Here is a 22,962-nt window from a genome sequence, read left to right as displayed (position 1 = left end):
TGCTCTATTGAAGCTGCGTCGGTGGTGGCGCGTCGGATTTGGTGGCGCCCCGGTGCGGTGCGGGCCGGTGATTGAAAATCCGCCGGAAACCGTTAGGGTAAGTGGGCTGGGCTGCGCTGCCGGGAGCAAGCCTGGTGGAGTCTTGATGAGCCTCCGCACGGGGCATTCCAAAACAAGTGAAACAACCATGGAGGATTGGATTATGGGCAAGGTGTTGCGAGTGCTCTTGATCGAAGATTCGCCCATTGCAGCGGCGGCGGTGCAGCGCTTCCTCGCGGGTGCCGGCTACCAATTGGAGAGTCTGGTCGTGGATGCTCCGGGGGCTCTCGAAAAGGCGCTCGCCACGCGGACGTGGGACATCGTGCTCAGCGATTACGTGATGCCGGATTTCACCGGCCAGGACGCGCTGGAGATTTGCCAACGCTGCCGCCCGGAGGTTCCGTTCGTCTGCATCTCGGGCGAAATTGGCGACGAAAAGGCGGCGGAACTCATCCGGTCCGGCGCGCAGGCGTTTGTTTCAAAATCCAATCTGGAACGGCTGACCGGCGTGGTGGAGCGCGAACTCATCGCGGCCGACGGACGCAAACAGGCGCGGCGGGCCGCCCAACTGGCGGCGCACCTGGCGGCCATTGTGGAAAGCTCGGACGACGCCATCTTCAGCAAGGATTTGCACGGCACCGTGCTGAGCTGGAATCCCGCGGCGGCGCGGATTTACGGTTACGCGGCGGAGGAAATGATCGGCAAAAACATCGCCTGCATCATCCCGGCAGACCGGCGCGGTGAACTGGCAAAGATCATGGAACAACTGCGGCGCGGCGAGCCAATTAAACGCCTGGAAACCGTCCGCCAATGCAAGGACGGCACGCTGATTGACGTTTCGCTCACCATTTCGCCGATTCGCGATGCGCAGCGCACCGTCATCGGTGCCTCGGCCATTGCCCGGAACATTACGGAACGGCGGCGGTTGGAACGGGAACGGCAGAAGCTGATTGAGAACCTGCAGGAGGCGGTTTCCAAAGTGAAGCTGCTGAGCGGCCTGCTGCCGATTTGCGCCAACTGCAAAAAAATCCGTGACGAACATGGCCACTGGGAAGCGGTGGAAGTTTACGTGCACGAACATTCCCAAGCCGACTTCACACACGGTATTTGTCCGGACTGTGCGAAGGTGTTGTATCCGGGCATTGACTTGCACCTCGGCAAATAGGCTTTCACCGTCCGGTTTCCCCGCGGCCAAAAATGGTTCTTCGCCGGCGCGGCTCCTCAATTTGCGCATTTCCCCCGCCGCCTGGATTTGGCTTCATACGGCCTTTCGGCATGAACGATCCGCGGCTCAACGAACTCCGGCAGCTGCTCCCGCAGGCGATGCTCTCCGACTGGGTGCGCCTGGGCTTGCGGGCCAATCGGCTGGTGCGCGACCGGTTGCACCCCGACAAGCATGACGCCGTCCTCGAAAGGTTGCTGGAACAGGCCCGGGCTTCGGTGGCACTGCGGGAACAACGCGGGCAGCTGCGGCCGCCCGTCACGTATCCGCCGGAGCTGCCCATCATGGCCCGGAAAGATGAAATCGTGGCGGCCATCCGTTCAAGCCAGGTGGTGGTCGTCGCCGGCGAGACCGGCTCCGGCAAGACGACGCAGCTGCCCAAGATGTGTCTGGAAGCCGGGCTGGGCGTGGCGGCGAAGATTGGCTGCACCCAGCCCCGCCGCGTGGCGGCATTGTCCATTTCCCGGCGCCTGGCGGAGGAGTTGAACGTGACCTGGGGCCGGCAGGTCGGCTGCAAGATCCGCTTCGACGACCGTTCCAGCCCGGAGACGTATATCAAGCTGATGACGGACGGGATTCTCCTCGCCGAAGCGCAGGGCGATCCGGAACTTTCCGATTACGAAGCCATCATCATTGATGAAGCCCACGAACGCAGCTTGAACATCGATTTTCTCCTGGGCCACCTCAAGGGCCTGCTGGCGCGCCGCGGGGACCTCAAACTCATCGTCACCTCCGCCACCATCGACACGCAGGCATTTGCGCGGCACTTCAATGACGCTCCCGTTATTGAGGTATCCGGGCGGCTGTATCCGGTGGACGTGCTTTACCGGCCGCTCGATGCGGCCGCCGAGGAGCGCGGCGAAACGAACTACGTGGACGCGGCGGTGGCGGCCACCGAACAGGTGTTTTACGAGACGAATTTTGGCGACGCGCTCATCTTCATGCCGGGCGAGCGGGACATTCGCGAAACGAGCGATCAGCTGGCCGGACGCCTGGCGCGCGAGGCGGAAATCATTCCGCTCTTTGGCCGGCTCAGTGCTGGCGAGCAGCAGCGTGTCTTCGCCCCGAGTGAACGGCGCAAGATCGTGGTCGCCACCAACATCGCCGAAACTTCGCTGACGATTCCCGGCATTCGGTTCATCATTGATGCCGGGCTGGCGCGCCTTAGCCGCTACAACCCGCGCACGCGCACCCGGCGTCTGCCGATCGAGCCCGTTTCGCAAAGCAGCGCAAATCAGCGCAAAGGACGCGCGGGCCGGGTGCAGGACGGCACGTGCATCCGGCTTTACGCCGAGGAGGATTTTTACACGCGTCCGGCCTTCACGCCGCCGGAGATTCAGCGCGCCAACCTGGCGGAAGTCATCCTGCGCATGAAGGCGTTCCGGCTCGGGAACATCGAGACGTTTCCCTTCATCCAGCCGCCGACGCCCGCGGCCGTGGCGGGCGGTTACGCCTTGTTGCAGGAGCTGGGCGCCTTGGATGAACAGCGCGAACTTACGCTGCTGGGACGCGATCTGGCGCGGTTGCCGATCGACCCGACGCTGGGACGCATGTTGTGGCAATCGCAACGCGAGCACGCGACCCGGGAACTGCTCATCATCGCCGCCGGCCTGAGCATCCAGGACCCGCGCGAGCGGCCGCTCGATCAGAAGGAAGCCGCGGCCGCCGCCCACAAGCAATTTGCAGATCCGCGTTCGGATTTTCTGACGCTGCTCAACATTTGGAACGCCGTGCACGACCAGTGGAAGCAGTTGCGGACGCAAACTCAGCGGCGAAAATTCTGCCGGCAGCACTTTCTTTCCTATGTCCGGCTGCGCGAGTGGCAGGACTTGCACGCGCAACTGCACGATGCGCTCGCCGACCTGGGCACGCTCAAGCTGAATGAGAGCAATGCCGCCTACGAGGCGATTCATCGTTCAATTCTGGCCGGGCTCATCGGCCACGTCGCGCGCCGTGAGGACCGCAATGCCTACAAAGCCGCCGGGAACCGGTTGGTGACAATGTTTCCCGGGTCGGCGCTTTACGAGCGCGCCGAGAAATCCGTCAAAGGCCGCGGCCCCAAGCCACCCATGCCATCGCCAGCGGCCAAGGCGGGCCAACCGGAGTGGATTGTGGCCGGCGAAATCGTGGAAACGTCACAATTGTTTGCCCGGACCGTGGCCGGCATCGAGCCGGAGTGGATTCACCAGCTTGCGCCGCATTGCTGCAAGGTCACGCATCAGAATCCGCACTGGAGCGCCAGCCACGGACGCGTGTTGATCGAGGAAATCATCACCTTGCACGGACTCGAAGTGCAGCGCCGCAAAGTGGCCTACGGAAATCTGAACCCCAAGGAGGCCACGGCCATTTTCATCCGCTCCGCCCTGGTGGAGGAGGACGTGGTGCCCGGCGGCCGGCGGCGGCGTGAGGAAACTGGCGGGGGTCCGGCAGAGCAGGGGAATTGGCGCGCGGACATTCGGGAAAATCTCGGCGCCCGGAGATCCGCGGGCGACCCGGCCGGCCGGCCAGAATTGCCGGCGCAATACCGTTTCCTGGCCCACAACCGCGGCGTGCGCGCCAAGATTGAAAACCTGCAAACCCGGGCTCGCCACCACGGGCTGCTCGATTTGGATCAGGCGCTGTGTGATTTCTATGCGGGGCGCCTCGCAAACGTTTCCTCGCTCGACGAGTTGAACCGCCTGTTGCGCGAACACCCCGACCAGAAATTTCTCTGCGCTGCGGACGCGGACCTGCTGGGTGAAGTGCAGTTGGACTACGACGCAACGGCGTTTCCCGACGCGGTGACCCTCGCGCAACAACCGCTGCCGTTGCGCTACGCCTACGCGCCGGGTGAAGAATGGGATGGCGTCACCGTGCAACTGCCGGTGGATCTCGCGCGATCACTCTCGCCGGCGCAGGTGGATTGGGCGGTGCCGGGGCTGCGCGCCGAACAGGTGGACGAGCTGTTGCGTTCGTTGCCGAAGTCGCTGCGGCGCGAATTGCAGCCGCTGGAACCCAAGATCGCCGAAATCGTCCGCGACCTGCAACCCCGCGACGATTCGCTTACGGCCGATTTGGGACGCTTCATCCGGCAGCGTTATGGCGTCACCATCCCGGCGGATGCATGGCGCACGGAGACAGTGCCCGCACATTTGCGCCCGCGCGTGGAAGTGGTGGACGGGAATCGCCGGCCGCTCGCGGCGGGACGCAACCTGGCGCAGTTGCGGCAGCAATTGAAGGATGCGCCGGCAGCACCCGCGGGCGGCAGCGAGGCGTGGCGCCGGGTCGTCGCGCAATGGGAACGCACGGCCATCACGAGCTGGTCATTCGGTGATTTGCCGGAGCGCATTGTGGTGGAGTCCGAGCCCGGCCGGCCGGCCGGCCCGGCCGCGTTGCACGCCTGGCCCGGACTGGTGCTGGAGGAGCAGCATGTCAGCCTGCGGCTGTTCCGAAGCCCGGATCTGGCGCGTGAGGCAAGCGTGGCCGGCGTGGGGCGGCTGCTCGAACTGGCGCTCCAAAAGGACTTCGCCTGGCTGCAAAAGGATTTGCGCAGTCTCCAGCAATTGAACGCGATCTACGCGCCCATCGGCACCGGCGACGAATTGCAGGCCTCGGCGTTTGCGCACTTGAAACGCCACGTGCTGCCGGAAGCGGGTTTGCCGGCACTCACGCTGGCGGCCTTTGAAGCGACGGTCGAGGAGGCGCGCGAACGGCTGCGCGGGTTGCCGGGACAACTCGCCGCGCGTCTCACCACAGTTCTGCAACTGCGGCAGCAAATCGCGGCTAAGCTGGGTCCGGCCGCACCGGCGCCGGCCCGTCCGCGCACGTTGAATGAGCTGAGCCAGCTTGGCCAGCCAACCGCGCAGAGTCGGCGGCATCCCCTGGCGGTGGAACTGGAACAGTTGTTGCCCGCCCGATTTTTGGAATCCATTTCCTTTGTTCGCCTCGTCGAGCTGCCGCGCTATTTGAAGGCATTGCTGACGCGCATCGAACGCGCGGCGGTGAATCCACCCAAAGATCAGGAACGCGCCAGGCAGTTGGCGCCGTTTCAGGTGGCGGTGCAGCAATTGCAGGCCGCGCCGCCCAAATCGCCGGCGGGCCGCCGGCTCGCGGAGGAGTTCCGCTGGCTGGTTGAGGAATTCAAAGTCTCGCTGTTCGCGCAGGAACTCGGCACGGCTGTGCCGGTCTCGGCCAAGCGCCTGGAGCAACGCTGGGAAAGTTTGAAGATGGAGTTGTAGCGATGCGGGCGGAACGGCGTCGCCGAGTCTGCGGCCGGCATCAGTGGGGCGCGCCGGGATTTTGCCAGAAGGCGACGACTTCGCTCCAGAAGACTTCCGGAGGCGCCATGATCTGCGTGTGCACACCGTTGGGAAAACGCCACAGCCATTTCGGGCCCGCATAGCCTTCGTAAAGCCGGAGGCCGAATTGCTCCGGCACCACGGTGTCCCGTCCATCCACCACGACGGCGACGGGGCCGTGATAATTCCGGAGGAGCGTCGCGGAAGGGAAGCGGTCGGCGCAGCAGCAGGCGGACCGGCAGCATGGGGTATTGATACTGGCCGACGCTGGCCAGGTCATTGAACGGCGACAGCAGGAGGAGTCCGGCGATCCGGTCGGGGAATGTGCCGGCCAGATAGGCGGCCACGCCCGAGCCAAGCGATTCACCCACCACATACACCGGTGCATTTGTCGGCAACGCTTGCAGCGCCTCGGCAGCGGCCTTAAACAGGCTTTGTTCACTGGGCGAGCCAGGGCGATCTTGAAAGGCGGGATACTCGAGCAGATACGCGTCAAACGGGGCGACGCGCCGGAGGGTTTCTGCGTAAAAGGAACTGCCGGTGGCGGAGCCGGCGTTGCCGTGGAGAATCAAAACGCTGCCGCGCGGTGGCGCGGTGGAGGCCGCAAGTTGGAAGCCAATGATCCGGTGAGCCGCATCATGCCAGCGCACCAGCCGGGCGGCCTGAGCCATTTGATCCACTCGCGCGGCCGGAACGACCGTCGGATGATAAATCAACGCGCGTTGAAACAGTGCCATGAATGCGCACAACGCCAGGTAGAGAATTCCGACGAGCCACACCACTTTGCGCAGCGCGCGCAGCAGGACGTTTCCCTTGGATGGCGTGTGTTCCATGGGCGCATGATGACAAAACGCGCCGCCTTGAAAACAAAAAGGCGAACGGTTGCCCGTTCGCCTGGCGTGTTTCAGATTTGAATTTGTTCAATACCGGTAATGCTCCGCCTTGTAGGGGCCTTCGACCGGCACGCCGAGGTATTCGGCCTGCTTCTTCGTAAGCTTGGTCAGCTTCACGCCGATGCGTTCGAGGTGCAGGCGGGCGACTTCTTCATCGAGGTGCTTGGGCAGACGATAGACGCCCACCTTGTTCGTCTCGCGGTTCTTCCACAGGTCCAACTGGGCAAGCACCTGGTTGGTGAAGCTGTTGCTCATCACGAAACTCGGATGGCCGGTGGCGCAGCCGAGGTTCACGAGGCGGCCTTCGGCGAGCAGGTAAATCGTGCGGCCATTGGGCAGCACGTATTTATCATACTGCGGCTTTACGTTGATGCGCTTCACGCCCTTGAGGTTGTTCAGGCGGTCCACCTGAATTTCATTGTCGAAGTGGCCGATGTTACACACGATCGCCTGGTCCTTCAGCTTGAGGATGTGATCGAGGGTGATGACGTCGCGATTGCCGGTGGTCGTCACGTAAATGTCGCCCGTGCCGAGCGTGTCTTCGAGCGTGGTGACTTCGAAACCTTCCATCGCGGCCTGGAGCGCGTTGATGGGATCAATCTCGGTGACAATGACGCGCGCGCCGAAGCCGCGGAGCGAATGCGCGCTGCCTTTGCCGACGTCGCCGTAACCGCAGACGACCGCGACCTTGCCCGCAATCATCACGTCGGTGGCGCGCTTGATGCCGTCGGCGAGCGATTCGCGGCAGCCGTAGAGGTTGTCGAACTTGGACTTGGTGACCGAGTCGTTCACATTGATCGCCGGAACGAGCAACTTGCCTTGCTCCAACATCTGGTAAAGGCGGTGCACGCCGGTGGTCGTTTCTTCGGAAACGCCCTTCCAATCCTTCACGACTTCGTGCCAGAAACCGGGACGTTCCTTCGCAACGCGCTTGAGCAGCGCCTTGATGACGGCGACTTCGTGGTTGTCGCTGGGCGTGTTGACCCAGTCGCTGCCGTTCTCGAGTTCGTAGCCTTTGTGAATGAGCAGCGTGGCATCACCACCGTCGTCCACGATGAGCTGCGGGCCTTGGTTGCCGGGATGCGTCAACGCGCGCAGCGTGAAGTCCCAATATTCTTCAAGCGTTTCGCCCTTGTGCGCGAACACGGGCACGCCGGCGGCGGCAATGGCGGCGGCGGCGTGATCTTGCGTCGAGAAAATGTTGCAGCTCGCCCAGCGCACGGACGCGCCGAGTTCCACCAGCGTTTCGATGAGAATCGCCGTTTCAATGGTCATGTGCAGCGAGCCGGTGATGCGCACGCCTTTGAGCGGCTTGCTCGGACCATATTTCTTGCGGATGGCCATGAGGCCGGGCATTTCGTGCTCGGAAATCGTGATGGCCTTGCGCCCGAACTCGGCCAGCGAAAGATCGCGGACCGCGAAGTCGCGCTTGGATTTGCCGTTGCCATTGCCGCGCGATTTCAAAACGGCGCGGCGCGAGGGTGAAAGTTGGATTTTGCTCATGCTTGTTAATTGGTTGATTCGTCAACTGGTTGAATCGACATCGCGTCAGATGCTCTTGCGTAGTGCCTGAACCTTGTCTGTTGCTTCCCAGGTCAAATCCTTGTCGTTCTTGCCGAAGTGACCATAGTTGGTGGTCTTGCGATAAATTGGACGGAGCAAATTCAATTGCTGCACGATGTCCGCCGGTTTGAAGCTGAACACTTTCAGCACGGCCTTCAAAATCCGGTCGTCGCTCACGGTGCCGGTGCCAAAGGTGTCAATGTGCACGCTCACCGGACGCGGATGGCCAATGGCGTAGGCGAATTGCACTTCGCACCTCGCGGCAAGTTTCGCGGCGACAATGTTCTTGGCGACCCAGCGGCCCATGTAGGCGGCACTGCGATCCACCTTGCTCGGATCTTTGCCGGAGAACGCGCCGCCGCCGTGACGGCCCATGCCGCCGTAGGTGTCCACAATGATCTTGCGGCCGGTCAAACCACTGTCGCCCTGCGGTCCGCCGACGACGAACCGGCCGGTGGGATTGATGAGAAATTCCGGTTTCGCGGTGAGCATCTTCGCCGGCAGCACCTGCTTGATGATTTTCTCAATGCAAAACTTTTCAATCTCGCGATGTTCCACGCTCGCGGCGTGCTGGGTGGAGATGACCACGTTGGTCACGCGGGTCGGCTTGCCGTCCACGTATTCCACGGACACCTGCGATTTGGCGTCGGGCCGCAACCACGGCACCTTGCCGCTCTTGCGAATCTTGGTCAGCTCGCGACCGAGGCGGTGCGCATACATGATCGGCGCCGGCATGAGTTCAGGCGTTTCATTACACGCGTAACCGAACATGATGCCTTGGTCGCCGGCGCCTTGTTCGGCGGTCTTTTTGCCCTTGGCCTTTTTGGCGTCCACGCCTTGCTTGATGTCGGGTGATTGCGCGGTGAGGAAATTGTTGATGAACACTCTGTCCGCGTGAAACACGTCGTCGTCATTCACATAACCGATGTCGCGAATGGCATGGCGCACGACGTGGCCGACGTTGATCACCGTGTCGATCGGCTTCGTGGTGCCCTTGGCGTGATCCTGCAATTTGGGAATCGTAATTTCGCCGCCAACAACAACCTGGTTGCTTTTGACAAACGTTTCGCACGCGACGCGGCTGGTATTATCGACCGCCAGACAGGCGTCCAAAATGGAATCGGAAATGGTGTCGGCGACCTTGTCCGGATGGCCTTCACCAACAGACTCGGATGAGAAAATGTAACGGTTGCTCATGTGTTCTTTAGTTTTGTGTCAACAACATATTGACGCATCAAGATTTGATGATATAAAAGCAGGCAAACGCGTCAAACGCTTTTACGAAAAAATTTCGGGCCGGCAGGATGCGGGCCCAGGCTTGTGCAGTGTTGGGTCCATCCGTGCTAAACAACGGTTCCATAAACGTGCGTGCTGAGCGGCGCCAAAACCGCGCTTCGAGCGGGCACAACAAATGAATGTCTTCCACGCTTAAATCCTTGCGGGCGCTGTCGGACCCGACGCGTCTGCGTATTGTCGCGTTGCTGGAACGCGATGAACTGTCCGTGGCCGAACTCCAGGAAATCACGCGGCTTGGCCAATCGCGCATCTCCACACATCTTGGTCTGCTGGCCGACTGCGAACTCGTGTGCGCGCGACGCGATGGCAAGCGGACGTTTTACAAGCTCAATCCGCAGGCCGACAAGGTCGCCAGCGAATTCATCCAACTCGCGATTCGTGGCGCGCATGAACTGCCGGAACATTCCCACGACCAGATCAACCTCAAGCGTGTGCTCACGCGCCGCAAAGAGCAGGCGCAGGTCTATTTTAACCAGATAGCCGGCCGTTTTGACCGCGTGTATGGACCGGGTCGTTCGTGGCAGGCGTTTGGACATTTGCTGCTGCGCGTTTTGCCGCCGCTGGTGGTGGCCGATTTGGGCGCGGGCGAAGGGTTGTTGAGTGAACTGCTTGCGCGCCGCTGCAAAAAGGTCATTGCCGTGGACAACTCGGAAAAGATCGTCGCGTTCGCCGCCGCCAAGGCGAAGAAGAACGGATTGAAGAATCTGGAATTTCGTTTGGGCGATTTGCAGAACCCGCCGATTGATGCCAGCTGCGTGGACCTGGTGATTTTGAGTCAGGCCCTGCATCACGCGGAGGAACCTGCCGCCGCGCTGCGCAGCGCGCACAAGATTTTGAAGCCCGGCGGGCAGATCATGATTCTCGACCTGCTCAAGCACAACTTCGAGAAGGCGCGCGAACTTTACGGCGACCGCTGGCTCGGCTTTGTCGAAAGTGACCTGCACCGCTGGCTGGAGGAGGCGGACTTCAAACAGATTGAGATCAGCGTGGTGGCGCGTGAAGAGGAGCCACCGCACTTTCAGACCATCCTGGCCAGCGCCACGCAGTAAACCACTGGGTTGTGGGCTCACCTGCCGGTTGGCGCGCGTGACTGCGGGCGGTTTTTATTTCTGCTGCGCGGCCTTGCCGTTCATCAGGAAGGAAATGTATTCGGTGAGGGTTTCCTTCATCTCCAGGCGCTGCACAATGGCGTCGATCAAACCCCGGTCCATGAGGAATTCGGCCGTCTGGAATCCCGGCGGCAACTCGGCCTGCGTTGTGTCTTTGATGACGCGAGGCCCGGCGAAGCCGATCATGGCGCGTGGTTCCGCGATGATGAGGTCGCCCACGCTGGCGTAGCTCGCCATCACGCCGGCCGTGGTGGGATGCGTGAGCACGCTGATGTAGGGCAGTTTTTCCTTGGCGTGATAGGCGAGGGCGGCGCAGGTTTTTGCCATCTGCATCAGGCTGAACATGCCTTCATACATGCGGGCGCCGCCGCTGGTGGAAATGATGACGAGGGGCAGGCCACCTTCGGTCGCCTTTTCGATGAGGCGGGTCAGCTTTTCGCCGACAACCGAGCCCATCGACCCGCCAAGAAAACTGAAGTCCATCACGCCCAGGGCGGTGCGGTGCGGGCCGATCTTGCCGATGCCGGTGACGACGGCGTCCTTCAACTGGGTGGATTTCTTGCGATAGGTTTCGAGCTTGGCGATGTAGGAGGCGGCGCCGGTGAACTTGAGCACGTCGACGCTGATCATGTCCGCGTCGGTTTCCTCGAACGTGCAGGTTTCCACGAGCGAGTGAATGCGTTCGCGGGCGCCGATGGGAAAATGGTGCTGGCACTTGGGGCAGACTTTGAGGTTCTCGTCCAGTTCCTTGTCGAAAACCAGTTCAGCGCATTTGGGGCATTTGGTCCACAGCCCCTCCGGGATGTCCCGTTTGCGCGATTTGCCGCTGCTGACCTTGTTCTTCTTGGGGAACGCCGTGGCGGCGGCTTCCAAGTTGGGCGGGGTGAGGGCAGGTTCCGGGCCTTCGGTGCCTGGCAGTTTTTTGGTGAACGAGGTTGTTCCCATTGAGTTCATTATACTTCGCTCCGGCGGTTGTTGGCCAGCCGTGCGCCACGCATGCTTGCGCATCGTGTGACGGCTCGCAGTATTCAAATTCCCCGCGCGACTGTCCAGACGCAAACTTCCCCGGCTCCGGCGGCCCGCAAGGCGCGGGCGCAGGCATTGGTGGTGGCGCCGGTTGTAAATACGTCGTCGATCAACACGATACGTTCGCCGGCAAACTGCGCCCGACGGCTGACGGCAAAAGCGCTGCGCACGTTCGCCGCGCGCTCGTGGCGCGACAGCAAGGTCTGGGTGCGGGTGGGTTGGACGCGCTGGAGGCACCGGTCGTTCAAAGGAATTCCGGTGGCGCGGCTCAGTTGGCGGGCGAGCCGTTGCGACTGGTTGAATTCCCGTTCGCGTGCCTTGGTGGGATGCAGCGGCACGGGCACGATCCGCTGCCATCCGGATTGTTTCAGTTCCACGGCAGCGGCACTGATGAGCAATCCCCCCAGAAACGGCTCGAACCACAGCGCGCGGCTGTATTTGTATCGGTGAATGGCTTCGAGCACCACGTCCTTGGCAATTACGGCGGAACGGGCCGAGGTGAAATGCAGTTCCATGTCACGGCAGTTGCTGCATTCGAAAGACGTGGTGAGGTCGCCTTCAAAGGGCAGCCCGCAGCGCTCACAGAACGGCGGCTTGATGAAGCGCACCCGTTGGAAGCAACTGACGCACACGTATCCTTCGGCCGCGGTTGCCCGGCCCGTGTTGCAGAGTTGGCACACTGATGGATAAACGAAGCCCAGCAGGGCATCCATCCAGTCACGGGCGTTCGCGGTGCGTTCGGCCACGGGACGGGAGCATAGCTGCCGGAGCGGCGGGCGCCAAGCCGTCGTGCAAAGTTCTTGCGCAAACTCCACAGTGGCGGCCATCCGCGTCTGCCAGTAAACTGTCTCCGTGTTTGGGCTGTTTCAAACAAGGGATGTCAGCGAACGGATCGGTCCCGGTCCGTTCGGTCGTTTCATTTTGCAGGAACTGGTCGCCAGCGGCGGCATGGCGGACATCTGGCTGGCCACCGACGCCCACAACCGGGCGCATGCCCTGCGCCTGATGCTGCCCGAATTCAGCGGCGACCGGGCGGCGCGCAAACGCTTCGAGCGCGGCTGTGAAATTCTCGCCAGCGTGCAGAGCCATCCCAACGTCATCGGCTATTTCGAGCACGGCAAAATCGAGGGGCAGTTGTATTGCCTCATGGAATACGTCGAAGGCGCGAACTTGAAGGAGCTTTACGCCCAGCACGATCCCGTGCTGACGGAAAATGTGGCCCAGATCATCCTCGACATGGCCGAAGGGCTGGAGCATGTCCACGAGAGCGGCTATCTGCACCTGGATTTCAAGCCGGAGAATGTGCTCGTTTCGCGCAATGCCGGCGTGCGGTTGGTGGATTTCGACCTGGCACAGCCGCTCGTCGAGGCGCCGCTCAAACTGACCAAGAATCCGGGAACGCCCGCTTACATGGCGCCGGAGCAGTTGCAGGGCAAACCCATTGATCAGCGGGTGGACATTTTTGCCTTTGGAGTGGCGGCCTATGAGCTTTTGACGAACCAGAAGCCGTTTCCGGGCGACGACATCAACGAAATCCTGCGCGCGCAACTGGACCGTTCCCGGTTTATTCCACCGCGCCAGTTGAATCCCGACATTCCGGCGGCCCTGGAAAAGGCCATCGTGAAATGCATCGAGACCGATGCCAACCGGCGCTATCTGTTCATGAGTGTGCTCGTGCACGACCTGAAGGCGGCGCTGTATGTTTAGCGGATTTTCGTCCGGGGGCGGCCGCTCGGGCGGACCGGATTTCTGCCGCATGGGAAAAATTTCGGGGTGCGAGCATTGACAACGTTCACGAGTTGGGCGACACGGAGGCGACGCTGTGCGGCGGGGGGTTCCTTCGAATGCCCGCTGGCGCACGGTTAAATCGGAATCCTGCTTAGAGGTATGGACGATGCGAAATCGGTCCGGAAAAAACGTCGGGCGCGGCGGCGGTTTTTTTTCATGCTGCTTGGCAGTGCGACTGTTGCGCCGGTGATGGCGTTGGCGCAAACCACCACGCCGACGGCCGATCTCGGCATCCAGGCGAACCTCGCCTTCGAATCCCGGTCGCCACAAATTTGGACGGGCGCGGTGGGCGGTGGTTTCGATGTCGCCGCACAATCCTTCAGCGTCAATGCCGGGGCCACGTGCGGCATCGCCCTGTTGGGCGGAAGGGAAGTCCATGATCTGGCGTTGGTGGGACTGAGTTATGGCGAGGTCTTTGGCCCGCTCCGCGGCGCCGGGCATTGGTTTCAAGGAAACACGGAACTGCGTTTTGAACTGTTCGGCGGCTCCCAATTTTCACCCAGTCACGCATGGCTGGTGGGGTTGACGCCGCACCTGCGTTATCATTTCGCCACCGGAACACGCTGGGTGCCGTTCGTGGATTGTGGCGCGGGTGTCACCGCCACGAGCATCCGGGAACCGGATCTGGGCGGCGTTTTTGAATTCAACCTCCAGGCGGCGGCCGGCGTGCAATGGTTTGTGCGCAACAATGTGGCCCTCACCCTGGAAGCGCGTTACCTGCATCTTTCCAGCGCCCGCATCTACCGGCCGAATCTCGGTCTGAACACCATCGCGGGGATGGCCGGCGTGACGTTTTTCTTTTGAGCCGGCGTGCGACCGATGCCCCGGCAGATTTATCCGCGCCTCCGGAGTTGCTTGCACGCCGCCGCCGCTTAAACTACCCGGACGCGGCGCATGAGCCAGATTCACACGCAGCACCATGGACAACTCATCGGGCAATTTCACCCGGCCATTTTCGCCTGCCCCGGTTCGTCAACCGGGGCCCTTGTTAAGCATGCACGAAACCTACGATCGTGAAATCCGCGCCGCGCGTCCGCGCCCGGCCCATCCGCGTCTCGGCATCATCGGCGGCGGTCAGCTCGCCAAAATGTCCGCGCTCGCCGCGTTGGAGCTGGGCTGCGAGGTGGTCGTGCTGGAACGCAACAATTACAGCCCCGCCGCTCAACTGGCCACCCATTCGCTCGTGGGCAACTGGGACGATCCCGAGGCCCTGCTGAAGCTGGCGGCGCACGTGGACGTGGTGTCCATCGAAAACGAGTTTCTCAATGCCGACGCTTTGGCCGTCCTCGAAAAGGCCGGTCACCCGCTGCATCCCGGCACGGGCACCTTGCGCCGCGTGCAGGACAAGTTCATTCAAAAGCAAACGCTTGCCGCGGCGGGACTGGCGTTGCCGGCGTTTGCAGCGGTCGGCGCCATGCAGGAACTGGCCGACTTCGCCCGGGGCGCCGGCTGGCCGGTGGTTTTGAAAACCCGTCGCAATGGTTATGACGGCAAGGGAAACTTCACCGTCCGCGCCGAAGGTGAAATTGCCGAAGCCTGGAAGACGCTCGGCGGCGACCGGAACGCGCTTTACGTCGAGGCGTTTTGTCCCTACGTCAGCGAGTTGGCCACCATCATCACGCGCGGACTTGATGGCTCGGTGGCCGAGTATCCGGTGGTGGAAACCGTGCAACGCAATCACATTTGCCACATCGTGCGCGCGCCCGCACCGGTGCCGGCCGAAATCGCCCAAAAGGCCGCCCGGCTGGCCCACCGCGCCATCGAGGCCGTGGACGGCGTCGGCAGTTTTGGCGTGGAGATGTTTTTGACGCGTGAGGGCGAGGTGCTGATCAACGAACTGGCACCGCGCGTGCACAATTCCGGGCATTACACGATCGAAGGATGCGTGTGTTCGCAGTTTGAGAACCATGTGCGGGCGGTGCTGGGCTGGCCGCTGGGGTCCACCGCCATGGTCGCGCCGGCCGCTGTGATGATCAATTTGCTGGGCGCGGCGAAGGGATCTGGCGCCCCGCACGGCATGAACGAGGCCCTCGCCGTTCCCGGCGCGCACGTTCACGTTTATGGCAAGGCGATGAGCGGCGTAGGTCGCAAAATGGGTCACGTCACCGCGCTCGGGCAAACTCTTGACGCCGCCGAAGCGACCGCGCGGCGGGCGGCTGAATGCATTCAATTTGGAGCCAAAGCATGAAAACCAAAAATGCGCCGTTGGTCGGCATCATCATGGGCAGCGATTCGGACTGGCCAACGCTTTCCGCGGCGGCGGACGTCTGCCGGGAATTTGGCGTGGCATTTGAGGCGCGCGTGGTCTCGGCGCATCGGACGCCCGAAGACATGGTGCGTTACGCGAAAGCCGCCGAAGGCCGCGGTCTGCGGGTGATCATCGCCGGTGCGGGCGGCGCGGCGCATCTGCCCGGCATGGTGGCGAGTCTCACGCCGCTCCCGGTCATTGGCGTGCCCGTCGAAAGCAAAAGCCTCAAGGGGCTCGACTCGCTGTTGTCCATCGTGCAAATGCCCGGCGGCGTGCCCGTGGCCACGATGGCCATCGGGGGCGGCAAGAATGCGGGCCTGATGGCGGTGAAAATTCTGGCGGCGGGCGACGCCACCCTGCGGACACGCCTGAAGCACTACATGAAATCGCTGGCCGCTGAATCCCGGCGGCGCGGCGCCAAGCTGGCCGCGGGTTTGCGGCCGGCTTAGAACGGTTTCCGTTGCTGGATCAGCTGGCGGACGAATTCGTTCGGGAACCGGCGGCTGGGAGTGATGGCATAAAAGCTTTTCTTGATCTGCGGTATCCGGTGGCGTTCCACCAGCACGCCCTCGCGCAGTTCGTCCTGCACCACCACCGGCGGCACGAGAGTCAGGGCCATGGACTCGCGGGCGACGAGGCGGAGCATGGCCATGTCATCCACCTCCGCTGCGATGACCGGCCGGATGCCGGCCTGTTCCATCAGCAGATCGAACGCCACGCGCACGTTGCTTTCCAAGCTCGGCAAAATAACCGGCATGTGTTTCAGATCGTCGGGGAACTTGAACTTGGTGCGTCGCCCCTTCTGCGGTCTGCCCACGAGGCTTACCGGCTCTTCGGCCAGCAAATGACTGTGCCAGCCGGTGTGGGCTTCGCGTTTCACCGGCAGGTTGGACAACACGACGTCGATGGTGTGGGCCTCCAATTGGGTGAGCAATTCGCGCAAACTGCCGGAACGGATCACGAGTTCCAGATCCGGCTGGTTCAACAGCGGCTTGAGCAAATCAATCTGGAAGTTCCGCGACAGCGTCGCCACGGCGCCGATGGACAAGACCTTCCGGCGCGCGGGGGAATGTCGCTGGAGCACCGCCATCATCTCCTCGCCGGTGCGAAAGATGGTTTCCGCATAATCCAGCACCAGCCGTCCGGATTCGGTCAGTTTGAGCCGTTTGTTTTCACGCCGGAACAACTCGTGGCCTAGGCTCTCCTCGAGCCGCCGCAACTGGATGCTCAAGGCCGATTGGGAAAGGTGCAGCCGGGCCGCCGCCTGGGTGAGATTCCCGTCGTTGGCCACGGCGCGGAAATAACGCAGGTGATGATAGTTCAAAAAGGCCATGCCCATAGTTTTACAGAATAGAACGATTTTGTAAAAACAATCTATTGGATGGAACTGGGATTCTGGCGCTAGCGTGACCGCGTTGGGACGAAACTGTCATGAACGACGCATCACTCTCGAAAATCACCGTGGGGCTGGCCGCTGCCGGCCCCTTGTTGCTGTTGCTGTTCGGCCTGCTGCCCGGCGCCTGGTTGAACCGTCATTCCCGCCGGGCCGCGCGCGCCGGCGCTCTTCTGGCGCTGCTGGGCCTCGGGCTAACCGTGGGGGCTGTTCTCAGCCGCGCGCTCTTTGGTCCGGCGCGAATGACGTGGACCGTCGCCGGTCCGCTGGAACTGGGCTTCCAGATTGACAATCTTGCAGTCATCGTGCTGGTGCTGGTGTCCTTCCTGCTGGCCGTGGTCACGCGGTTTACGGTGAACTATCTCGCGGGCGAACCGCGGCAGGGGGAATTCACAAAATGGATCTGCTTCACGGGCGGCGCGGTGCTGACGGTCGTGGTCTCCGGCAACCTGCTGCAATTCGCGCTGGCCTGGAGCGCAACCAGCCTCGGCTTGCACCGGCTGCTGGTCTTTTATCCCGCGCGTCCGGCGGCGCAACTGGCAGCCCGGAAAAAATTCGTCATCAGCCGGCTGGGCGACCTGTGCCTGTTGGCCGTGATGGTCCTGGTGTATCACCAATTTCGGACCTGGGATTTCGCGGCCTTGTTCGCGGCCGCGCGGCAGTGGCCGGGCGGGGCTGTGGAAGGCGGCCGGGCGGGCATTCAGGCCATCGCGTTTTTGCTCGTTGTCGGCGCCATGTTGAAATCGGCCCAGTTCCCGTTTCACAGCTGGCTGCCCGATACCATGGAAACACCGACGCCCGTTTCGGCGCTCATGCATGCGGGCATCATCAACGCCGGGGGCTATCTGATTCTCCGGCTGCATCCGCTCGTCACCCTGTCGCCGGGGGCCATGTCGGTGCTGGCCTTCTTCGGTGCGTTCACCGCGTTGTTTGCTTCGCTGGTGATGTTGACGCATGCCAGTGTGAAGCGCTCGCTGGCCTTTTCCACCGTGGCGCAAATGGGCTTCATGATGCTGGAATGCGGCCTGGGCGCGTTTGCCCTCGCGACGTTGCACCTGGTGGCGCATTCCCTCTACAAGGCGCATGCCTTTCTCTCGTCCGGCAGCGTGGTGCGGCTCGCCAAATCCGCCTGGACACCTACTGACAAGCCGGGGGCGCACCCCTTCATTCTGGGGGCCGCGCTGGGGTTGGCCGGATTGCTGGTGCTGGGGGGCGCCTGGATCTTTCATCTGGGCTGGCGGCACGATGCGGGCCAGTTCGTGCTGGCGACCGTCTTTGCCATGGCGCTGGCCTACCTGTTGTGGATGTTCTGGGGCCACGGACTGACGCCGCGCCTTGCTGTGTTCGGCACGTTGCTGGGGGCGGGCATCGTGGTCGGGCTTTTCACGTTGCACCTCGGCTTCAACGAATTGTTGGGTGAGGGGGCATGGCAAAACACCCAGTTGAACACCTGGGCGGGCGCCGTGCTTGTCGCCCTCGTGCTGGGCTTGTTTCTCGCCGTCTTGTTGGTTCAAACGGAAATACCGCAATGGGCAAATCGTCCCTTTTTCCAGACGCTCTACGTGCATGCGCGCAATGGATTTTATCTCAACACCGTGGCCAACCGCGCCATCGCCGCCGTCTGGCCGGTCAAATCTTCCGCAACTCCCGAATGACACCATGCAACCCTCGCCGTCAAACGACATGAATGCCGCCGATCCTGTTTTGCTTGCGACCATCGAAGACGCCTGCCGCCGTGTGCCGCCGCTCTGGCCCCTGCAACGGTTCGTCGCTGTGAACCCGTTTCTGGGTTTGACAGACCGGCCGTTCATCGAGGCTGCGCGCCTGCTGCAGCGCGTGGGGCATGGCGACGTTTTGATGCCCACGGCGCATTACCGCGAACAAATCGCCGCCGGCCGGATCAAGGAGGACGATTTCCGCGCGGCCATCGAACTGGCGGGCCGAACCCTGCCGCCGATGTGGAAGGAGCAGCTCGATTTCACCAGCCTCAGCTCGTTGAATCACGCGCTCGCATCCGGTTCGGCGGCCGAACGGCAGGTGCGGGTGTTGACGTTCGCCGATTTTCTCGCGGCGCACAAAATGCCGGACTGGCCGGGGTTCGTGCGGGAGGAAGTCTCCAAGTGGTGCTCGGCGTATTACGATGCGGGCCAGTCTTCCTGGCGCATGCCGTGGCGCGACCGGCCGCTCCTGTCCGCGTGGCGGGCGGCCGCCCAACTGGATGCCAATCCGGAACTCAGCGGGCTGCGCGGCTTCCGGGCCCTGGTGGGAAATCTGTCTAACGATCCGGCCGGTTTGATTGCCCGCGCGCTGGATGAACTTGGCATTCCTGCCCAAGCGCGAACGGATTTTCTGCACCGGCAGCTCCTGAGCATTGCCGGCTGGAGCGGGCACGTGCAGTTTCGCGTGCGCGAGCAACGCGCGGCTGGAACGACCGATGACTCGCTCACGCAGTTGCTGGCCGTCCGGCTCGCCTACGATCTTGCACTTTGGCGGCAATTCGGCGGCGCGCCGGGAATGCTTTCGCTCTGGCGGGCGCAGCAGCACGAAGTCGTGGCCACGGCCGAGGGATTTTCAGCCGACCTGCTGGCGCGCTTCGTCGCCCAACTGGCACTGGAATCCAGTTACCAACGCCTACTGCTGGCCCCGTTGCCGGCCAGCCCGGGGCGAACCGCCGCTTTGACCGAGCCGAAAATGTTGCAGGCCATCTTTTGCATCGACGTGCGCTCGGAAGTGTTCCGCCGCGCGCTGGAAGCGCAGTCGCCCGCCATTGAAACGCTCGGCTTTGCGGGATTTTTTGGCGTGGCCTTCGCCTATCGGCGGTTTGGTCAGGAAGAGGGGACGGCACGCTGTCCGGTGCTGCTCCATCCCAAAGTCACCGTATGCGAAACGCCGCAGTCGGGAGCGCCGGTTGAGAAAGCGCGCTTGTGGCGCGGCCTGCACTTCCGGCGGTCCGTCGGCAGCGCCTGGAACGCATTCAAGACCTCGGCGATTTCCTGTTTTTCGTTCGTCGAGACGGCCGGACTCTGGTTTGGCGTGAAGCTGGCCCAAGATGGGCTGGGCCTGTCCCAACCGGAGACGGCTTCGGCGCCCGCGCACGGACGGGTCCGATTCGGGCCGCGTTTCGTCCGCGTCACGGAGGACGCCAGTTCCTGCGGGCACAGCGGGCAAACGGGCTGGTCGCTGGCCGAGCGGGTTGAACTGGCGGCGGGCGCCCTGAAAAACACGGGCCTTACCACCAACTTCGCCAAGGTGGTGCTCCTTTGCGGTCACGGCAGCGCCACAACCAACAATCCCTACGCCTCGGCACTGGATTGTGGCGCGTGCGGCGGACACGCCGGCGATGCCAATGCGCGGGTGGCGGCGGCGATTTTGAATGAGCCGGCTGTGCGCGACGCGCTGCGCACCCGGGGCATTGCGATTCCAGCGGAAACCGTCTTCGTCGCGGGGTTGCACAACACGACAACGGATGAGGTCGTGATTTATGACGCGGAGAAATTGACGGCAGATCAGGCGGCCGCGCTGCATCAGTGTCAGGCGTGGCTGGCGGCCGCTTCGCAACGGGCCCGGCGGGAGCGCGCCGCCTCGCTCGGCTTGGGCGACGTGCCCGACGCCCAGGTGGATGCGGCCGTGTTCTCGCGGAGCCGGGATTGGGCCCAGGTCCGGCCGGAATGGGGACTGGCGGGCAATGCGGCCTTCATTGCCGCGCCACGCGCACGCACTTCGGGCGTGAATCTTGGCGGCCGCGTGTTTCTGCACAATTACGACGCCGGACGCGATGCGGACGCTTCCGTGCTCGAATTGATTCTGACGGCGCCGATGGTCGTGGCGAGCTGGATCAATCTGCAATATTACGGGTCCACGGTGAACAACCGGTTGTTTGGCAGCGGCAACAAGGTGCTGCACAACGTGGTTGGCACCTTCGGCATCTGGGAAGGCAACGGTGGCGATTTGCAAACCGGTCTGCCGCTCCAATCGTTGCATGATGGCGTGCGCTGGCGGCACGAGCCGTTGCGGCTGACCGTAATCATTGAAGCGTCCCGGGCGGCAATTGACGGGGTGTTGCAGAAACACGGCGGCGTGCGCGAACTGGTGGAAAATGGCTGGGTCAATTTGTTCGCCCGTGAACCGGGTGACGGTTCGTGCTGGCGGTGCATTGCGGCGGAAATGTGGGCTGCCGTGCCGATGGCCACGGCCCCGGCCGGGCGGCCGCTGCAAACGCAAGATCCCGCCGCGCGGTCCCCGCGATCCGCTGCTGCCGTCGTGGCAGCCGTTAACTAGGGCGCGCCGCGGCATGCTCATTTGGCCGCGAGCACGAGCACAATCAGGTCAATGATAAACAGCAGCACTATGGTGACTTCAAGGATCAGCATCCAGCGGTTGGTGCGGTCCTGGCTCAGAAGCTGATAGAGATCCGCGAGCGTCTTCAGCTTGGCGTCGATTGTCCGATGCCAGTCAGCGAGGTGAAATCGCGCGGCGACGTTCTCGTAGATTCGCGCCAGATGCCAGTCGCCAAAAAATTTGGTGATATTGGAAAGCTCATCACTGAAGCGTTCGAGGTCGATGCGAATGGCGCGCAATTCGCGCAGGGCACGGCTCTGGCCGCGCGTGGGCCGGGAACTGACGTCGCGATAGGCACGTTCGAGTGCGTCGTCGAGGACGCGGTCGTAGGCTTCCAGTTCGGCGAGCTGGAGGTTGGCCAGTTCGAGAATGTAGAGGGTTTCCTCGAAGTTCTTCGGTTCGTCCACGAGCAGGGCCGCGTCCCAGTCGATGACCACCAGATCGTTCTCGTAATAGCTGAGGAACCGGTCGGTGGACTCGATGAACTCCTGGTGCGAGAGCCGGTCGATGTCCGTTTCCTGCGTGAGCAGCGCTGCCACGGCGCGCCGGTGTGCCTTCAGCCAGTCCTCCGCGCGGGTCGGGGAGCCGTCGGCGTTGTGCAGCGGCGCCTTCAGGCAGAACACGGTGTAGGCTTCCTCGTCCGCCAGTTGCTGGACCGGCCGGACGTAGTGTGGCGCCAGTTCGTGGTGGACCTCTTCAGCGAGGCGCCGGACTTCATCGCTGAGCGAACCGTTGGAGAACTGGAGGTCGTGAAAGTGGACGAGATCCTCGATGTGGTCGGCCTCAAAGGGCACGCGGATGGTGATGCTGATGGCGCCGACCGGGAGCAGCTTGACGATGCGTTCCATGCGGACCGGTCCGCGCGGCCCGATGCGTTCCTGCGGCGGCAGGCGAACCATTTGGGGACGGTAGAAAAACAACTGCTTGGGGCTGCGCTTGGAAGCGTCCACGGCAAACTGCGCCACCGGCTGGCCCAGCAGCTCACGCACCGGTCCGCGGGTCAATTCGTCCGCCACGTCGTAGGCAAACAGGTAAACCACTTCGCCGCGATAGCGGGCGCCGGTTGATTCGCTCATGCTTCCTCCGGTGGTTGCTGAGTCTGGCTGCCTCACTCTACACCGGCGCGGCTGGCCTGTCGAAACCGGCGGCGGCACCACTGACGTTTCCTGCATTTGCTGTCGGCCGCTGGCGGGCTTTTCGCAAACCGGTCACAAAGTGACAGCCATCCGGTTCCGATTTGCCGGCACAACCCGCGGGCAAAAGAGAAATAGCCGTGAAGGGCAGGCTTTTTTCATCCGGCTGTTTACGCTGGTATGTAGTTTGCTCAGTTGCAGCCATGCCGTCGGAGATGGCAAGCGCACGCCTCCGGCTGAAACGCTGATGCGGGGCAACGCTGCGTGGAATCTGCGGCGCAAAGTCGGCTGAGAATGTCAATTTGCAAACCAGCCAGGGAGGTGGGTTTGTGCCGCTCCGGTCCATAACCGTTGCAGCGGCGTTCCGGGCGCGGGGGTTGGTTGGTGGGGAACCCAGCCCCCGCGCCCTTCATTTTTCAGCCGGTCCGAGCCGCGCACCCTGCGGTTGGCCGTTGCGACGGATGGGCAGAAATTTCCGACTCGCAGCCATTTAACCGGTCTCAATCGCCCGATTCCTGCTTCTCAATGCGAAAACAATTTCCCGACTCACGACGGTGACGACACATTTTTCCTGCGGTCCGAAATTGCCCTTGGTGTGTCAGGCGTTATCCTCCGCGCGTGCAAAATGGCATGACTT

18 protein-coding genes are annotated in these 22,962 nt (G+C 62.6%); 10 read left to right on the top strand and 8 right to left on the bottom strand.

From position 1 onward, the window contains the following. The first annotated feature begins 187 nt into the window (after positions 1 to 187). Both VFV96_18845 and hrpA read left to right on the top strand, forming a co-directional pair. Positions 188 to 1,204 (top strand): PAS domain S-box protein, encoded by a 1,017-nt coding sequence (locus VFV96_18845; GenBank protein ID HEU5072465.1) that lies wholly within the window; start codon positions 188 to 190, stop codon positions 1,202 to 1,204. 110 nt (positions 1,205 to 1,314) lie between these two features. Continuing rightward, positions 1,315 to 5,478 (top strand): ATP-dependent RNA helicase HrpA, encoded by a 4,164-nt coding sequence (gene hrpA / locus VFV96_18840; protein HEU5072464.1) that lies wholly within the window; start codon positions 1,315 to 1,317, stop codon positions 5,476 to 5,478. A 40-nt stretch (positions 5,479 to 5,518) separates the two neighbouring features. Here the strand turns inward: hrpA and VFV96_18835 are convergent, their stop codons facing one another. Next, positions 5,519 to 5,818, bottom strand: coding sequence for a hypothetical protein (locus VFV96_18835; protein ID HEU5072463.1), 300 nt, complete (start codon positions 5,816 to 5,818; stop codon positions 5,519 to 5,521). A gap of 121 nt (positions 5,819 to 5,939) precedes the next feature. On the opposite strand from VFV96_18835, the gene VFV96_18830 reads away from it, so the two are divergent. Beyond that, positions 5,940 to 6,452 carry a hypothetical protein gene (locus tag VFV96_18830; GenBank protein HEU5072462.1) on the top strand — a complete coding sequence of 171 codons (513 nt, stop codon included), beginning with the start codon at positions 5,940 to 5,942 and terminating at the stop codon, positions 6,450 to 6,452. Between the two features lie 6 nt (positions 6,453 to 6,458). On the opposite strand, the gene ahcY is transcribed toward VFV96_18830, so the two are convergent. Beyond that, positions 6,459 to 7,934, bottom strand: a complete 1,476-nt coding sequence (ahcY, locus tag VFV96_18825; GenBank protein HEU5072461.1) for an adenosylhomocysteinase — start codon at positions 7,932 to 7,934, stop codon at positions 6,459 to 6,461. A gap of 45 nt (positions 7,935 to 7,979) precedes the next feature. Continuing rightward, on the bottom strand, positions 7,980 to 9,191 hold the full coding sequence (metK, locus tag VFV96_18820) for a methionine adenosyltransferase (protein HEU5072460.1): 1,212 nt from the start codon (positions 9,189 to 9,191) through the stop codon (positions 7,980 to 7,982). A 218-nt stretch (positions 9,192 to 9,409) separates the two neighbouring features. On the opposite strand from metK, the gene VFV96_18815 reads away from it, so the two are divergent. Next, a complete protein-coding gene (locus VFV96_18815) occupies positions 9,410 to 10,339 on the top strand; it encodes a metalloregulator ArsR/SmtB family transcription factor (protein ID HEU5072459.1) in 930 nt (309 codons plus the stop codon). Positions 10,340 to 10,393: 54 nt separating this feature from the next. Here the strand turns inward: VFV96_18815 and accD are convergent, their stop codons facing one another. Beyond that, positions 10,394 to 11,344, bottom strand: a complete 951-nt coding sequence (accD, locus tag VFV96_18810) for an acetyl-CoA carboxylase, carboxyltransferase subunit beta (protein HEU5072458.1) — start codon at positions 11,342 to 11,344, stop codon at positions 10,394 to 10,396. 83 nt (positions 11,345 to 11,427) lie between these two features. Continuing rightward, positions 11,428 to 12,171 carry a ComF family protein gene (locus VFV96_18805; GenBank protein HEU5072457.1) on the bottom strand — a complete coding sequence of 248 codons (744 nt, stop codon included), beginning with the start codon at positions 12,169 to 12,171 and terminating at the stop codon, positions 11,428 to 11,430. A gap of 106 nt (positions 12,172 to 12,277) precedes the next feature. Between VFV96_18805 and VFV96_18800 the strand changes: the two genes are divergently transcribed. The 4 genes from VFV96_18800 (at position 12,278) to purE (ending at position 15,910) form a co-directional block, all read left to right on the top strand. Then, positions 12,278 to 13,132 (top strand): serine/threonine-protein kinase, encoded by an 855-nt coding sequence (locus tag VFV96_18800; protein ID HEU5072456.1) that lies wholly within the window; start codon positions 12,278 to 12,280, stop codon positions 13,130 to 13,132. Positions 13,133 to 13,369: 237 nt separating this feature from the next. After that, positions 13,370 to 14,017: an acyloxyacyl hydrolase gene (locus VFV96_18795; GenBank protein ID HEU5072455.1), complete on the top strand. Its 648-nt coding sequence runs from the start codon at positions 13,370 to 13,372 to the stop codon at positions 14,015 to 14,017. Between the two features lie 190 nt (positions 14,018 to 14,207). Then, complete coding sequence (locus tag VFV96_18790; protein ID HEU5072454.1) at positions 14,208 to 15,401, top strand: 5-(carboxyamino)imidazole ribonucleotide synthase; 1,194 nt, start codon at positions 14,208 to 14,210, stop codon at positions 15,399 to 15,401. Next, positions 15,398 to 15,910 (top strand): 5-(carboxyamino)imidazole ribonucleotide mutase, encoded by a 513-nt coding sequence (purE, locus tag VFV96_18785; GenBank protein ID HEU5072453.1) that lies wholly within the window; start codon positions 15,398 to 15,400, stop codon positions 15,908 to 15,910. Before VFV96_18790 ends, purE begins: the two co-directional genes overlap by 4 nt. On the opposite strand, the gene VFV96_18780 is transcribed toward purE, so the two are convergent. Continuing rightward, positions 15,907 to 16,794, bottom strand: a complete 888-nt coding sequence (locus VFV96_18780; protein HEU5072452.1) for a LysR family transcriptional regulator — start codon at positions 16,792 to 16,794, stop codon at positions 15,907 to 15,909. The two genes, purE and VFV96_18780, sit on opposite strands and share 4 nt — an antisense overlap. A 98-nt stretch (positions 16,795 to 16,892) precedes the next feature. Here VFV96_18780 and VFV96_18775 point away from each other — a divergent pair, with 98 nt between their 5' ends. Then, a complete protein-coding gene (locus VFV96_18775; GenBank protein HEU5072451.1) occupies positions 16,893 to 18,509 on the top strand; it encodes a proton-conducting transporter membrane subunit in 1,617 nt (538 codons plus the stop codon). A gap of 4 nt (positions 18,510 to 18,513) precedes the next feature. Then, positions 18,514 to 21,132 carry a DUF2309 domain-containing protein gene (locus VFV96_18770; GenBank protein ID HEU5072450.1) on the top strand — a complete coding sequence of 873 codons (2,619 nt, stop codon included), beginning with the start codon at positions 18,514 to 18,516 and terminating at the stop codon, positions 21,130 to 21,132. Positions 21,133 to 21,149: 17 nt separating this feature from the next. Here VFV96_18770 and VFV96_18765 read toward each other — a convergent pair whose 3' ends face one another. Both VFV96_18765 and VFV96_18760 read right to left on the bottom strand, forming a co-directional pair. Next, the gene (locus VFV96_18765; GenBank protein HEU5072449.1) at positions 21,150 to 22,268 is read right to left on the bottom strand and encodes a hypothetical protein; all 1,119 of its coding nucleotides are present in this window, start codon (positions 22,266 to 22,268) and stop codon (positions 21,150 to 21,152) included. 37 nt (positions 22,269 to 22,305) lie between these two features. Next, complete coding sequence (locus VFV96_18760; protein ID HEU5072448.1) at positions 22,306 to 22,626, bottom strand: hypothetical protein; 321 nt, start codon at positions 22,624 to 22,626, stop codon at positions 22,306 to 22,308. Positions 22,627 to 22,962: the final 336 nt, after the last annotated feature.

The sequence above is a fragment of the Verrucomicrobiia bacterium genome (assembly GCA_035765895.1).
In the GTDB taxonomy this organism is placed as follows: domain Bacteria; phylum Verrucomicrobiota; class Verrucomicrobiia; order Limisphaerales; family DSYF01; genus DSYF01.
This window is presented reverse-complemented; position numbering and strand designations above follow the sequence as displayed.